The sequence below is a fragment of the Paractinoplanes tereljensis genome, assembly GCF_016862435.1.
In the GTDB taxonomy this organism is placed as follows: Bacteria; Actinomycetota; Actinomycetes; order Mycobacteriales; family Micromonosporaceae; genus Actinoplanes; species Actinoplanes tereljensis.
Genome location: NZ_BOMY01000023.1, coordinates 118,126 through 132,871, shown reverse-complemented (window position 1 = coordinate 132,871; position 14,746 = coordinate 118,126). Strand labels below are relative to the sequence as shown.

Genomic DNA, 14,746 nt, shown 5'->3' with positions numbered 1-14,746 from the left:
ATACTCCCTATTCGGAGTAAGCTGTTCGGCTGCGCCAAGAGTTGGGAGACCTGGAAACGTCCGTGGTCGTCGGGACTGCGGACGCACGGTCCGTTCGTCGGTACGAAGAGCTGCGGGCATTGCTTACCAGTTCGCCGTCGGCGCGAGTCGATGAGCTCGCGGCACGGTTGGTGACGGACGCGGAGCAGCGCCGGCCGTGATTCCCATCCGCCGCCGGCGACCATCACGAGCCGCTGGCGCGTGCCCCGATGCGTACCTTCGATTGGCTCAACCACCTTCTCACCTGCGCGCATTGCAACAGTCACCCCAAACGCGAACGCTTTCCGGTGGATGAGCACCAACGACCGCTGTTGATCGATCCGTCCGTCGAGGATCCCTTCGATCACCTGGTGCTTTCTCTGTCTGTCGGCGAGTACCGAGCGTTGACGGAGAAGGGACGCCAGACCATCGAGGTTTGCGGGTTGAACCGATTTATTCTGACTAGAGCGCGACAGAACGTGTATCGAGTGGTGATTCTTTGCCTGCGATCGTTGCCGGGCGCCGTCCGCGGCCGGAACGGAACGCGTCCTCTCCGCGGAACAGTCGGTGCAGTTGGCGCTTTCGCCCGAGCTGTATCTGTTCCCTTAAGCCGGCTCGCGCTGCAGGGTCCAGCGGTATGCCTGGACCATCCGCGTGTCGAAGCCGGACGCTGACCCCCACAAGAAGATGCGGAAGCGCCGGTACAGCTCCTCGCCCCACCGCGCCGTTATCTCGTCTCGGCGGGCGTCGAGCCGTTCTGCCCACGCTCGGCAGGTCAGGAAGTAGTTGTGCCGGTCGTCCTCGAGGTTCAGCAGTTCGAAGGGGGAGTGGGCCACCTGCCGCAAATAGGAATGCAGCAGCAACGGCGCCGACCGTCCCGGATATATGTACTTCTTGAAGAACGTCGACGACGTGTGTTTGCGCCTCATGGCCAGGGCATCAAGATAAACCCGCCCTCCGGGCCGCAACAGCCGGGCGTACGTCTGTAGCGACGCCCGATAATCCGGCAGGTGCTCGGTCACGCCCATGTTGACGATCGCGTCGAACGGGGACGAGGCCTGGAAGCGCAGAATGTGCTCGCGCACCACGGTGACCGGCAGCTGCTTGTCGGCGAACAGCCTGTTCAGGAACCGTTCCGATTCCTCGGCCAGGGTCACGGTGGTGACGTCGATGCCGCGCTGGGCGGCATGCTCGGCGAAAGCGCCCCACCCACCGCCGACCTCGAGAACCCGGTCGCCGGGCTTGACCTGAATGGCGTCCAGGGCGATGTCCATCTTGCGGGTCATCGCGTCTTCCAGCGGTTCGTCGTCGCTGGCGAAGACGCCCTGCGTGTAGCAACGATGCCGGGAGTCGAGGAAGGTCAGGAAGAACTCCGACTCCTCGTCGTAGTGCTGCGAGATGGCGCGCCGGTCGTGGTCGGTTTTGCCCTGCCACAGCGAGGGCAGCCAGCGGCCGATGAATTCAATCGGGTGAATGTCGGAGAAGAACCCGCGCATGTTCAGCAGGGCGACGATGTCGCCCTCGACGTCGAGATGACCGCGCAGGTACGCGAGGGCCACCTGCAACTGGTCGAGCGAGGCCAGCGCGTCGTGCCCGGCCTCGTCGCGAACCAGGACGGAGAACGTGGGCGGTGCCGTGCCGGAGACGCCGAACGATTGCGTGGTGCCGTCGCGCGCCACCACCTCGAACGGGACGGGAGAACGGTCGCGGAAGTACTCGTCGTAACGCCGACCCAAGACGTCGGCCAATGATCGCCGCCTCATGTGGTGATGATTGCACCAAGGTCGGCGCCGCGCACCCATCAAAATCTGTGCACGGTACCTCTAGCCTGAGAGGCAGGACTCAGCCGAACCGGAGTGCTGCATGCGCCGACCGAGATTGCGGGAGCACCGGACGGGTTTTGGCGTCTTCCTTCTCGGCACCGGCATGGGTCTGATCACCAACCTGGTCACCGGCGATCCCGAGCGCTGGCCGCCCGTGCTGCAGCCGGTGGCCGCGAACGCCCCGCTGATCGGCGGGGTGCTGCTGGCCGCGGTGGCCGGCCGGGCGGCCTGGGATTTCTGGCGCAACGGCATCGCCCGCCCGGAGTGGACGGGCGACAACCCGTACCCGGGGCTGGTCGCCTATACCGAGGAGCGGGCCGGTGTTTTCTTCGGCCGCCGCACCGAGGTGCAGGAACTGGTGACCCGGGTGCGCCAGGCGCGGACCGCAGCCGGAAGGTTCGTGCCGGTGGTCGGGCCGTCCGGGTCGGGGAAGTCCTCGCTGGTCCTGGCCGGACTGTTGCCGGCCTTCCGCGGTGGGACGGAGTTGCGGGTCGCGCGGACGTTCAGCCCGGGTGGCAGCGCGGTGGGGGAGTTGGCCGAGGTGCTCGGCGCTGACATCGCCGACGATGCACGTGCGGCGGCGACCGCGTCCCGGGCGGGCGATTCGTCGCCACGGCCGCGCGTCGCTCTGGATGCTCTGAAAGCGCTGCGGGCCGGTGAACGCGGGCTGCTGCTGGTGATCGACCAGCTGGAGGAGGCGGTCACGCTGTGCGTCGAGGAGGATCGGCATTCCTTTCTCGCGCTGCTCGAGGCGATGCTCGAGTGGGATCCGCGGCTGCGGATCGTCGCCACCGTCCGGTCGGACACGGTCGGCGCGTTCCAGCACGGTCCCGGCCGCGACCTGTTCCGGCAGCCGCTGATGGTCAACGTGCTCGGGGCGCGGGAGATCCGGGAGATCGTGCAGGAGCCGGCGCGGCTGACCGCCACCGCGTTCGACGACGGCCTGATCGACGAGATTGTCCGCGACGCCGGTGGCGGGGATGCGTTGCCGCTGCTCAGCTACCTGCTCAGCGACCTCTACCGCAGCGCCGCCCGGGACCGGCGGATCACCTGGCGGGAGTACGAGGCCGGCGGCGGCGTCTCCGGCGCGATCACCCGGCAGGCCCAGGCGGCCGTCGGCGAACTGGGACCGGACGCCCTCGAGTTCTGCCTGAACACCCTGCTCCGGTTCGTGACCATCGGGCCCGGCGGCGCCACCCGCCAGCCGGTCCGTGGATCGTCCCTGAACGACCGCCAGCGCCGCGTGGTGCAGGCCTTCGTCGACGCGCGATTGCTGATCAGCGACAGAGAAGGCGATAGAGAAGGCGACAACGAAGGTGACGAGGTCATCTACTACATCGCGCACGAGGCCCTGCTGCGGCAGTGGCAGCCGCTCAGCGACCACATCGTGCTGCACGAGGAGAACCTTCGCCGCCTCACCGAACTGGTGCCGATGGCCCGGGCCTGGCTGCGGTCCGGCCGGCAACCGGACTATCTCATCACCGGGGCGCGTCTCGAGGACGCGCGAAGTTGGGCCGGTGACGGCCACGGCCTGCCGGCTGAGCTGCGCGACTTCCTCGCCGAGTCGCAGCGCAACCAGGCCGGCGAGATGGACCGCCGGGCCGACCAGGTCGCCGAGCGAGCACTGGCGCAACTGCGGATCTCGCCGGCGACCGGCATCGCTCTGGCTCTGGCCGCGTACACCGAACTGGCACCGACGACGCTGGCCGCGCGGGTCCTGGAGGTGGCCCTTGCCGATGGTTTGGTCCGGGTGCTCGATCATGGGAGTCCGGTCCTGTCGCTCGCGTTCGACGAATCCGGTTGGCTCGCGGCCGGCAGCGAGGACGGCACCGTGCGCCGGTGGTCGCGCACGGGTGAGCGAACGGTGTACACGGGGCTGACGGAACCCGTTACGGCGGTGGCGTTCGACGAGGACGGGGGCTTCGCCGCGGCAGCGATGGACGGCACCATCGTGACCTGGGATCTCGACGGCAACAAGGCGGGTGCATTGCGGATTGCGGACTGGGGGGTCGCCCGGCTGGTCCGCGGCGGGGACGGCCGGTGGATCCTGGGTGCGGCCGACGGGTCGGTGCGTCTGGTGGACAGCGAGCTGCGGGCAACGACGGTGATCCATGCCGGACACAGCCCGGTGTACGCCGTGGCGGCCACCACCGATGGCGGCGCCGTCGCGGGCTTCGGCGACGGCGCGGTGCTGGTCTGGGACGGCCGAGGCGCCGAGATCCGGCAGTTGTGCGGACACGACGACGCGGTGTTCGCGGTGGCCGCCGGTCACGATGGCGACGTCGCGGCGGGAGACCGCAGCGGCCGGATCCTGATCTGGAACGCCGCCGGGAAGGTCGTGTTCGAAACGGAGCGGCCCGGCCGCGCGGTGAACTCCCTGGCCTACGGTGGGGATGGCAGCCTGGCGTGCGGTTTCGTCGACGGCACCGTGCTGGTCTGGGCATCCGACCGGCAACCCGCACACGTCCTGGTCGGTCATACCGCACCGGTCGAGGCGGTGGCGTTCGCCCCGGACGGCCGCCTGGCGTCCGGCTCGCGAGACCGCACGGTACGGATCTGGGATCTCGGCGGTTGCCTGATCAACACGACCTCGATCGAGATCGGGCCGGCCGGGAACAATCCGGCCCCGGTGCACACCGGTAGACCGATCGAGGCGACCGCGCCGGACGGCCGCTACGCGCTCGCGGGGTTCGACGGAACGATCAGCTTCATGGATGCGAACCGCTCCCTGCACTACGCTTTTCACACCGGATACGGGCCGGTGACGAGCCTGGCGTTCACCCCGGAGGGCCGGCTCGCGGTCGGCCATCCGGGCGTCGTCCGGATCTGGCCGTATGAAACACCGCCCGAGGAATTGCTCGCCGTCGCCGCCCGGCAGCCGCGGGAACCCCTGACTTCACAACAGCGCGAGGACGCGCTGAAGGGCTGGAGCCGGGACGGAGGTACGGCGTCGTGACGCTGCAACCACACCGGGAGATTCTCGAGTTCTGGCGGGCGGTGGCCCGGTTCTCGTTCCGCGACGGCGCGTTCGTCTTCGGCGGGCGGGCGCACAGCGACTCGGTCAGCGATGCCCAGCAGTTGCTCGGCATCCTGTGGCCGGCGACCCAGCAGCCCCGCTACCGCCTCGACGTCCCCGACCGGACCGACGAGGAGGTGCTGGGGCCGTTGGAGATGATCGGTGACCGGCACTCCGCGCCGCTGCGGCTGCTCCGTGCGCAGACCGCCTATCTGCTGCGCTACCGCGACGCCGACGGCATGCCGACGTTCACCTGCGGGGAGGAGTCGGCGGCCGGCCATGAGTGCGTCGAGTCCTTCGCGGTCGGCCTGCAGTTCTCGTTGGCCGCGAAGGGTTTCAGCCGGGTCTACCGATCCGCGGTCACCAAGGCCGGCATAGTGGCCGAGGCCGACGAACTGGAATCGCTCGCCACCCTGCGGCTGACCACGGCGATGATCGGCCTGCTGCGCAGCTTCGTGGCGCACGCGTTCGACGACGACTCACCGTCCGGCACCGCGCTGTACCGGCTGATCGGCCAGGAGCACCGGGAGCGCACGGCGGTGCTGAACGAGTACCGGTCGGAGATGGCCGAGTACCGGGCCCGGGCGCTCGAGGACGTGACCATCGCCAGCGTGGCGCCGGCCGGCTCGGCCGATCTGCCGTACATCGAATGCGGCTGGACGTGGGGAGTCAGCGCCGATGCGGTCGTTGTCGACACGAGGGAGGACCACGGGCCGCAGCTCGACGGGGCCGCCGCGCCGATGCCCGACCCGTACTTCACCTGGGTCGCCGGCGACGCGATCCGGCAACTGACGTCGCCGCGGACCCGGCTGCTCGGGTTGCTCACCGAGGAGCAGTCCCGGCTGGGGCAGTCCCTGCAACTGCGCCTGGAACTGGCCCGGTTCTCCTGGGCGCGGCAGGCCACCTTCGGCGATCACCGGTGGCCGCTCGAACGCCTGCCGTGGTCCGGCGACTCCGACTACACGAGCCTGCTGGTTGCCGCGATCACCGCGAGCGAGCTGGCCTCCCGTACCGGAAACACCGATCTTCCGTACGCCTATCTGTTGCGGGTTTTCGGGCGGCTCGCCGCCCGGCGTGCGATCGTCCGCCCGCCGAAGGTCGAGGCCGCACCGCCGGTGGTCGAGGACCGGCGGGTCCCGCTCCGATTCGGTGACCCGGACCGGGCCGGCGATCATCGGACGCCGGGCTTCACCACCGTCCTGTTCGACGCGCTCGTCTCGGCGGCGGCGGGAACGAACAACGGGCAGCTTCGCACCGAGCTGACCGATCTGGCCGCTCTGGCCTGGGATCACCGGCCCGAAGGCATGAACTGGCAGAACACGCACCGCCTGGTTTCCGGTCTGGTCACCGCCTACGAGGTGATGGACGGCGAAACCGGGCGGTCCGGGCCGCCGCTCGGTTTCGTCCACCAGTTACTCGCCGACGCCGATGACGCGTTCGAGTCCCTGCCGGCCGATGACGGTGCGGATGAGGCGCGGCGCAAGGAGCTTGCCGCTCGGCTGGACCGCGCCCGGCGCATCATCGATCAGCATCCGGCGCGGGCGGCGGCGCTTCTGTACCCGGTTCTGGCTGAGCTGGACGAGAGGCTGTAGGGGCGGCGAACATCCGGTCCTCGTCCAGGGCCGACGTCTGCACCACCAGAACATCACAAACCGCCCGGCGTACGACGGCGGCCGGCACCGAACCCAGCATGGCGCCCTCGTCGGCACCCAGGCCGCGGTTGCCGACGACGATCAGGTTGGCCGGGTTGTTGCCGACCGCGTCCAGCAACGCCTGCGCCGGATCCCCTTCCACCAACCGCTGATCGATGTAGCGCGCCCGCTCCCGAGTCAGTGCGGTGACTGATTTGTCCAAGGCCTCCCGGGCCACGTCGGCGCCGTAGATGTCCCGGTGCCCCGACCCCGACTCCGAAGCCGGCGACAAAGAGCGGTAAGCGGTCACCACGACCAGACGCGCCTGGGCGGCCTGGGCCACCTCGGCGGCGCGGTCCACGGCGTACAGGCTGGTGGGTGTTCCGTCTGATCCGACCACGACCTGGTCGTAGACCGTGATCGAGCGCTTCCCGCCCAGCGGCATGATCGGCGACTCGTCCGCCTCGGACGGCGGGTTGACCCACAGCATCGCGATCGCGCCGATGCCCAGCAGCACCCCGGCCAGCAGGATCGCGTTGCTGCCCTTGCCGTCCAGCCAATGCTTGAAGATCCAGCCGAAGGTCACCGTCTGCACCAGCATCGGCACGACGATCATCATGTTGAGGATGCCCATGTAGACGCCGGTGCGCTTGGCCGGGACCATGCTGGCCACCATCAGGTACGGCACGCCGACCGCGCTCGCCCAGAAGATGCCGACGCCGATCATCGGGACCAGGGCCAGGTATTGGTTGTTGATGGTGGAGAGCCAGACCAGCGACAGCGCGGCCAATCCGAGGGCAATGGCGTGCACCCGCTTGGCGCCGATCCGCTGCGCCACAACGACCAGGAACAGCGCGGAAATCATCGTCACGAAGTTGTAGGCGCCGTTCTGCAGCCCGCTCCATGCGATTGCCTCGTCCCAGGCCGTACCACCTTGGTCGGGGTTGGCATTGAAGACCGTCTCACCGAGACTTACCGCCAGGAACTGCCAGTAGATGAACATGGCGTACCACTGGAAGACGAAAACCACGCCGATCTTGTGCATGGCCACCGGCATCGACCGTACGGCCGACGCGATTTCCCGCACCGCGGGCCCGAGGCCGCGAGGCGCGGAGCGAATTTCCTCGAGGTCCTCGTCGGACGGGGTCAGTTCGCGGGTGCGGGCCATCGCGGTCAGCACGGTGAGCAGGATGCAGAACGTGCCGATCATGAAGCAGACGAACATCCAGTACGGCACGCCGTTGCCGGCGGTCTTGTCGAGCGCGTCGACCTTTTGCAGGACGAACAGCGAGACGTTCGCGAGCACCGCGCCGGCGCCGGTGAACATGCTCTGGGTGAGGAAGCCGCGGGCCAGTTGAGATTTCGGCAATCGGTCGGAGATGAATGCCCGGTAGGGCTCCATCGAGGTGTTGTTGCCGATGTCGAGCAGCCAGAAGCAGATCACGCCGAGCCACAGCACCCCGACGAACGGGAACAGGAACAGGATCACCGCGCACAGCAGCGCCCCGGCCGTGATGAACGGCCGTCGGCGTCCCCATTTCGGATGCCAGGTGCGGTCGCTGATCGCGCCGATCAGCGGCTGGATGATCAGGCCGGTGACCGGGCCGGCCAGGTTCAGGATCGGCAGCTGGTCGGGGCTGGCGCCGATCAGCAGGAACAGCGGGTTCACCGCCGACTGGGTGAGGCCGAAGCTGAACTGCACCCCGAAGAAGCCCAGGTTCATCATCAGCAGCGCGTTCCCGCTCATCAGCGGCCGGCGTTCGTCCTGTCCCGCTCCGGGAGAGACCGACTCCACTGTCGTCGTGGCCACGGCAACCTCCAACCTGAGATCCAGATCACACCCGTTCTGGACGCTAAACCGATTGTCACCGGCCCGCAACTAGGGGTGTCGATATCCGTGGTCCTGTAATACCGTGCCTAGAGACGGAAGGGGACGGCGATGAGTTCATGGCGGTCCATCGTGGTCGGCGTCGACGGGTCACCGAGCAGCCGCAAGGCCCTGGCCTGGGCCGCGGCCGAGGCGGCCGATCACGGCGCCGACCTGCTCGTGCTCAACGTCTGGGAGCACACCCTGCTCCCACCGGCGGGCAGCGTCAGCGTCTCCGAGCACTACGTGCCCGACTCCAGCCAGCGCACCGCGGAGGACCTGGTCCAGGTGATCAAGGAGGAGCTGGGCGACGACCCGCCGATCCGGGTCGTCCCGCACGTGAAGCAGGGCCGCCCGGCCAAGGTCCTGATCGAGGAATCGACCGGCGCCGACCTGCTGGTGGTGGGCAATCGCGGTCACGGCGGCTTCGCCGGCCTGGTACTGGGCTCGGTCAGCCAGCACGTCGCCGCCTACGCGAACTGCCCGGTGACGGTCGTCCGCTGAGCCTCAGGCGAGGCGCGCGGTCCGGCCACCGAGAAGACCGCCGGGAACACGGCGAGGGCCGCGACGGCGAAGATCGCCGCGATCACCCACCAGCCCCAGCCGCCGGTGTGCACGGCCAGCCATCGCCGCGGCGAGGGCGGTGAACGGATGGTCCCGCAACACGGCCAACGGCCGAGACCTTTCCAAACCAGAGGACCGCGACGCGTACGCCGGGGGAAGGCGTGCCACGAAGCCGGCGCTGACCGTCATGCCCACCGCGTTGGTCAGCACCAGAACGAGCAGGCCGGGCCGGGAGTCGAGCGCGATGGCGGCGGCCCCCGACCAGCCCGACGAACCCGGCCACCTTCGGCACATCGACCACCATAGGTACGCAACGCGAAGGCCGGCGTCCCGTGCGGGACGCCGGCCTTCGATACCTCCGGTCGGTGGGGTCAGGCGCGGGCCGCGTTCTCCTTCGCGACCAGGTCGGCCGGAACTTCGAGGCCGGCCGCGCCGAAGATCTCCTCCTCCTCGACCTCCAGGGTGCTGAGGTGGGTGGGCTTGTTCTTCGGCAGGGCCAGGGCGACCAGGGTCGCGGCGGCCAGGGCGAGGATCGCGCCGACCGCGAAGACGGTCACGTACTGCGATTCGCGGGGCAGCGCGACGGGGGCGCCGGGGATCAGGTTGCGGGTCGCCATGGTGACCACGAACGCGGTGCCCAGCGACATGCCGACCGAGCGGGAGATCGAGTTCACGCTGTTGGCGATGCCGGTCTCGGCCGGGCTGACGTTGGCGATCAGCAGGGCGGGCATGGCCGCATAGCCGAACATGACCGCGGTGTTGACGGCGAACGCGCCGACGATGATCTGCCAGGTCGCCGTGTGCAGGAAGACCAGCAGGCCGAAGCCGGCGAACGCGACGAGCGCGGCGATCACCAGGGTGTTCTTGGGGCCGAACCGGCCGACCAGCCGGCCGCCGAGCGGGGCGGTGACGATGCCGGCGATGCTGCCCGGCAGCAGGTAGACCACGCTGGCCGCGAGCACGGTGGAGCCGAAGCCGTAACCGGTCAGTGCGGGCGGGGTCTGCACGAAGTAGGAGACCGCGAGGAAGATCGCGAACATCGAGAAGCCCAGGAACAGGCCGGCCACGTTGGCGATCACCAGCGGGCGGTGGGTGAGCATCCGGGTGCTGACCAGCGGGTCGCTGATCCGGCGCTCGGCCAGCACGAAGCCGGTGAGCACGACCACGGCGGCGATCAGGCAGCCGATCACCCGCACCGAACCCCAGCCCCAGCTGTTGCCCTCTTCCAGCGGCATGAGCAGCAGGACCAGGCCGAGGCCGAGCAGGCCGCCGCCGATCCAGTCGATCCGGCCGGTGGCCACGGCGGCGCGGCGGGGCAGGCCGAGGACGCCGGCCAGGCCGACCACGGTCAGGCCGGTGGCCAGCCAGAACAGCCGGTGGTAGTCGCCGCCGTGCTGCATGACCAGGCCGGTCACGGTCAGGCCGATGCCGGCGCCGACGGCGAGCATGCCGCTGACGATGGCCATCGCGCCGGTCAGCCGCTGCGGCGGCAGTTCCTCGCGCAGCACGCCGATGGCGAGCGGGAAGAGGCCGAAGCTCGCGGCCTGCATGACCCGGGCCACCAGCAGCAGCGGCAGGGTCGACGTGGTGGCGGCCAGGATCGAGCCGAGCAGCACCACGACCAGCACGCCGAGCATCACCGGGCGGCGGCCGCGCAGGTCGCCGAGGCGGCCGAGGATCGGGGTGAGCACGGCCGCGGCGAGCAGGTTGGCGGTCACCACCCAGCTGGCGGAGGTGGCGGACACGCCCAGGTCAGCCTGGATGTTGGTGACGACCGGCACGACAAGCGTCTGCAGGGCGGAAACCAGTAGCACGACGTAGCACGCGACCGGAAGGGCCAGGCGGGGCGGACTTGATGGAGGCATAACTCGAAGCTAGACGCGCCGCCGATCATTCTCAACACTGTGTCGAAAACCAAAGATGTGATGTCGAATGCACGCGGTACGATCGCCGTGTGCCAGCCATCGGAAGCCGCCGCGCGCCCACCAAGGGCGATCAGAGAGAGCAGGCCCTGCTCGACGCCGCCCGGGTCGTTCTCAGGGAGAAGTCGATCGGTCAGGTGACCATCGACGAGTTGGCCGGTGCCGCCGGCATCGCCCGCTCGGGCTTCTACTTCTACTTCGAGTCGAAGCAGGCCCTGCTGGCCGCGCTCTGCGACAAGGCGATCGGCCAGACCGACGTCGACATGGGCGATTGGCTGGCCTCCGACGGCCTGGACCGGGCCGCGTTACGCGAGGGCCTGATGCTGTCGCTCAAGCGCTGGAAGGTCGAGGGCCGCTGGCTGCGTGAGTTCTTCCTGGCCCCCGACCCGGGCCCCGAGGTGCTGGAGATGCGCGACCGCCTGGTAACCAACGGCTGCACGATGTTCCGCAACCGCATCGAACGCGACGCGCGAGCAGGCCGCACGGTGCACGGCTCACCCGCGCTGCTGGCGACAATGGCAATCCACCTGCGGCTGACGACGTTCGCCGACGCTTTCGCCAACCCGAATGCGTACGCCGAGGACGAACTGGTCGACACGCTGACCGACGCAATCCTTCGCCTGGTCTACGGAATAACCCCGACGGTGCCACGCCCCGAACTGCCGTAAGCGTCCGCCGCGCCCGTTTTCGTTAGCGGACTTTTGGTGTGTTCATGGCTGGAAACGGTAGCTGGCGAATGTCGTTGTCCGGCGTAGGCGGAAGCCGATCGACTCGTACAGCCGAATTGCTGTTTGGTTGGTGGCGGCGGTGTGCAGGAAAGGGGTTTCGCCTCGCTCGCGGATGCCCGCCGCTATCGCGCGGATCAGGGCGGTTGCCAGTCCCTGGCCGCGGAAGGCGGGGTCGGTGCAGACTGCGCTGATCTCGGTCCAGCCGGTCGGGTGCAGCCGCTCGCCCGCCATCGCGATCAGTGCGCCGCCGCGCCGCAGGCCCAGGTAGGTGCCGAGTTCGATGGTGCGCGGCCGGAACGGGCCGGGCCGGGTGCGCTCGATCAAATCCAGGATCTCCGGTACGTCGGCCGAGCCCAGCCGCAGCGCCTCGGGCAGCGGCCGGGCGGTCAGCGCGACGTCGACCAGCTGTACCCCGGGGATCTCGCGTTCCAGGGTCCAGCCGGGCTGGGCCTCCTGCACGCCGCCGGCCACCGCGACCTCGACGTCGGGGCCGGTCAGTTCGGCCAGGTCGGACCAGGCCTGTGGGTCGGTGGCGTCGGCCAGGGCGTGGAAGCCGGCCACCTCGCTCGGGTAGCGGGCGGCCAGGCCGTGCCGTTCGGCCAGGTGGGCGTGCGGGCCGGTCAGGGAGGACCAGGCCGCGTTGTCCAGTACCGCCTGCTCGGCTGAGACTGCGGTCATGCGGGGACTTCCAGGCCGAGGTGGTCGCGCAGCGTCGGGCCCGAATATTCGGTGCGGAAGACTCCGCGTTCCTGCAGCAGCGGGACCACCGTGTCGGCGAACTCGTCGAGGCCGTCCGGGGTCACGTGCGGGACCAGGATGAAGCCGTCGGCGGCGTCCTGCTGGACCAGGTCGTTGATCTCGGTGGCCACCGTGGCGGGGGCGCCGATGAACGTCTGCCGGTTGGTCACCTCGACGATCAGGTCGCGGATGGACAGCTTCTCGGCCTCCGCTCGCGCCCGCCACTCGTTCGCCGTGGCGATCGGGTCGCGGTGCATCCGTACGCTGGCCCGGCCCTTGGCGATGTGGCTGTCCGAGACATCGGGGTCGATCTCGGGCAGCGGGCCGTCCGGGTCGTAGCCGCTCAGGTCGCGGTTCCACAGCTGTTCGAGCAGCTTGATCGCGGTGGCTCCGCTGACCTGCTGACGGCGTACCACCGCGGCTTTTTCTTGGGCGTCGGCGTCGGTGTCGCCGAGGATGAAGGTGGCGGCCGGCAGCACCTTGAGCGAGTCGCGGGTGCGGCCGTAGGCCGGCAGCCGCCGTTTGACGTCCTCGTAGAATTTCTGGCCCTCGACCAGGGTTCCGTGCCGGCTGAAGATGGCATCGGCGGTGGCCGCCGCGAACTCGCGGCCGCCGTCCGAGTCGCCGGCCTGCAGGATCACCGGGCGGCCCTGCGGGCTGCGCGGCACGTTGAATCGGCCGGCGATGTCGAAGTGCTGGTCGGTGTGCTGGAAACCGCCGACCGAGCCGTCCCGCAGGAAGACGCCGGAGGTCTTGTCGGCGACCACCGCGTCGGCCGGCCACGAGTCGAACAGCTCGGCCGCGGTGGCCAGGAACTGGGTGGCCCGGGTGTAGCGGTCGCCTTCGGCCAGGAAGCCGCCGCGCCGGAAGTTCTCGCCGGTGAAGGCGTCCCACGAGGTCACCACGTTCCAGGCGGCCCGGCCGTCGGAGAGGTGGTCGAGCGACGCGAACTGCCGGGCCACCTCGTAGGGCTCGTTGAACGTCGAGTTGATCGTGCCGGCCAGGCCGAGGTGGGTGGTGACCGCGGCCAGGGCGGCCAGGACCGTGAACGTGTCGGGACGGCCGACCACGTCCAGGTCGTAGATCTGGACGCCCTGCTCCCGTAGCCGCAGCCCTTCGGCCAGGAAGAAGAAGTCGAACTTGGCTCGCTCGGCGGTCTGCGCGAGCTTCACGAACGAGTCGAACTCGATGTGGCTGCCGGCCCTCGGGTCGCTCCACACGGTGGTGTTGTTGACGCCGGGGAAATGCGCGGCGAGGTGGACCTGCTTAGGCAACGCGAGCTCCCTCGTAGCGGTTGGCCGGGCGAGGTAGACCGAGCAGGCCACGTAGGGTGCTCGCCTCGTAGGAAGACCGGAATGCGGCCCGGCGGCGCAGCTCCGGGACCAGGCCCTGGGTGATCGCGATCAGGTCGTCGGGCAGCCGGGCCGGCCGCAGCCGGAAACCGGTGAGTCCGGCGGTCTGCCAGTCCTGCAGCAGGTCGGCCAGCTGTACGGGGGTGCCGGTGAAGATCGCCGCGTCGGACTTGTAGACCGTGCGGTCGAGGATGTCGAGCCGGTCCTTGGCGTCCCGCGCCTCCTGCTCGGTGTCGGCCAGGAACACCACCAGGTCGGCGAAGACGTGCGGGATCGGGATCTGCGCGACGATCTGGCGGGCCTGGTCGGCGTCGCCCGGCGTCACGTAGGCCAGGTCGGCGGAACCGGCCGCGAACGCGTACGGAATCGGCGCGTGCGCGAGCGCGGTGACCAGCGGCTGGCCCTGCGGGGGTCGCGGGGTGATGGACGGGCCCTTGACGCTGAAGTACTTCCCGTCGAACGAGATGTAGTGCAGCTTGTCCCGGTCGATGAACCGGCCGGTGGCGGCGTCGCGGATCTCCGCGTCGTCCTCCCAGCTGTCCCAGAGCCGCCGCACCACCTCGACGTAGTCGGTGGCCTCCTCGAACAGGTCCTCGACCGCCTTGGTGGCGGCCACCGAGTCGAGGGAGCCGGGGCTGAGCACCGGCAGGGTGCGCCGCCCGAAGTGACCGGCCTCGTGCGCCCGGCCGGAGACCTGCACCCGCCAGCCGGCCCGGCCGCGGGACACGTAGTCGAGCGTGGCGATCGCCTTGGAGATGTGGAACGGCTCGGTGTGCGTGACGGTCGCGGTCGGCACCAGGCCGATGTGCGAGGTCAGCGGCGCCACCCGGGAAGCGATCAGGATCGCGTCGAGCCGGCCGCGGACGTGGTCGGTGCGCTCGTCCGGGCCGTCCGGCCGGTCGGTCTGCAGGCCGAGCGCGTCCTCGATGGTGACGAAGTCGAGCGTGCCGGCCTCGGCCTCCCGGACCAGGTCGGTCCAGTAGCCGGGGCGGAACAGGTCGGCGGGCCGCGCGTTGGGCGAGCGCCAGGAGGCGGGATGCCAGCCGGTTCCGTCGAGCGCTACCGCTAGATGCAGTGGATCGGGCAT

11 protein-coding genes are annotated in these 14,746 nt (G+C 69.5%); 4 read left to right on the top strand and 7 right to left on the bottom strand.

Annotated elements, in window-relative coordinates; all coding sequences use genetic code 11:
- Positions 1–623 precede the first annotated feature (623 nt).
- Positions 624–1,781 carry a class I SAM-dependent methyltransferase gene (locus tag Ate02nite_RS18395; RefSeq protein ID WP_203807084.1) on the bottom strand — a complete coding sequence of 386 codons (1,158 nt, stop codon included), beginning with the start codon at positions 1,779–1,781 and terminating at the stop codon, positions 624–626.
- Between the two features lie 100 nt (positions 1,782–1,881).
- Between Ate02nite_RS18395 and Ate02nite_RS18390 the strand changes: the two genes are divergently transcribed.
- Positions 1,882–4,797 (top strand): NACHT and WD repeat domain-containing protein, encoded by a 2,916-nt coding sequence (locus tag Ate02nite_RS18390; RefSeq protein ID WP_203807082.1) that lies wholly within the window; start codon positions 1,882–1,884, stop codon positions 4,795–4,797.
- A complete protein-coding gene (locus tag Ate02nite_RS18385; protein WP_203807080.1) occupies positions 4,794–6,449 on the top strand; it encodes an SCO2524 family protein in 1,656 nt (551 codons plus the stop codon). The genes Ate02nite_RS18390 and Ate02nite_RS18385 overlap by 4 nt, the downstream gene beginning before the upstream one ends.
- Here Ate02nite_RS18385 and Ate02nite_RS18380 read toward each other — a convergent pair.
- On the bottom strand, positions 6,376–8,298 hold the full coding sequence (locus Ate02nite_RS18380; RefSeq protein ID WP_203807079.1) for an MFS transporter: 1,923 nt from the start codon (positions 8,296–8,298) through the stop codon (positions 6,376–6,378). The two genes, Ate02nite_RS18385 and Ate02nite_RS18380, sit on opposite strands and share 74 nt — an antisense overlap.
- 129 nt (positions 8,299–8,427) lie before the next feature.
- On the opposite strand from Ate02nite_RS18380, the gene Ate02nite_RS18375 reads away from it, so the two are divergent.
- Positions 8,428–8,859, top strand: coding sequence for a universal stress protein (locus Ate02nite_RS18375; protein WP_203807077.1), 432 nt, complete (start codon positions 8,428–8,430; stop codon positions 8,857–8,859).
- Here the strand turns inward: Ate02nite_RS18375 and Ate02nite_RS18370 are convergent.
- Both Ate02nite_RS18370 and Ate02nite_RS18365 read right to left on the bottom strand, forming a co-directional pair.
- Entirely contained in the window at positions 8,826–8,972 is a 147-nt protein-coding gene (locus tag Ate02nite_RS18370) for a hypothetical protein (RefSeq protein WP_203807075.1), read from the bottom strand. The genes Ate02nite_RS18375 and Ate02nite_RS18370 overlap by 34 nt on opposite strands.
- A gap of 318 nt (positions 8,973–9,290) precedes the next feature.
- Positions 9,291–10,784, bottom strand: a complete 1,494-nt coding sequence (locus Ate02nite_RS18365) for an MFS transporter (protein WP_203807073.1) — start codon at positions 10,782–10,784, stop codon at positions 9,291–9,293.
- A gap of 89 nt (positions 10,785–10,873) precedes the next feature.
- Here Ate02nite_RS18365 and Ate02nite_RS18360 point away from each other — a divergent pair, with 89 nt between their 5' ends.
- Positions 10,874–11,509, top strand: coding sequence for a TetR/AcrR family transcriptional regulator (locus tag Ate02nite_RS18360; RefSeq protein ID WP_203807071.1), 636 nt, complete (start codon positions 10,874–10,876; stop codon positions 11,507–11,509).
- Positions 11,510–11,551: 42 nt separating this feature from the next.
- On the opposite strand, the gene Ate02nite_RS18355 is transcribed toward Ate02nite_RS18360, so the two are convergent.
- Genes Ate02nite_RS18355 through Ate02nite_RS18345 form a run of 3 tightly spaced genes read right to left on the bottom strand, consistent with a single transcriptional unit; the run spans position 11,552 to position 14,746 of the window.
- Positions 11,552–12,247 carry a GNAT family N-acetyltransferase gene (locus tag Ate02nite_RS18355; RefSeq protein ID WP_203807069.1) on the bottom strand — a complete coding sequence of 232 codons (696 nt, stop codon included), beginning with the start codon at positions 12,245–12,247 and terminating at the stop codon, positions 11,552–11,554.
- Positions 12,244–13,581 (bottom strand): NtaA/DmoA family FMN-dependent monooxygenase, encoded by a 1,338-nt coding sequence (locus Ate02nite_RS18350; protein WP_203807067.1) that lies wholly within the window; start codon positions 13,579–13,581, stop codon positions 12,244–12,246. The genes Ate02nite_RS18355 and Ate02nite_RS18350 overlap by 4 nt, the downstream gene beginning before the upstream one ends.
- Positions 13,574–14,746 carry an LLM class flavin-dependent oxidoreductase gene (locus tag Ate02nite_RS18345; protein ID WP_203807065.1) on the bottom strand — a complete coding sequence of 391 codons (1,173 nt, stop codon included), beginning with the start codon at positions 14,744–14,746 and terminating at the stop codon, positions 13,574–13,576. The genes Ate02nite_RS18350 and Ate02nite_RS18345 overlap by 8 nt, the downstream gene beginning before the upstream one ends.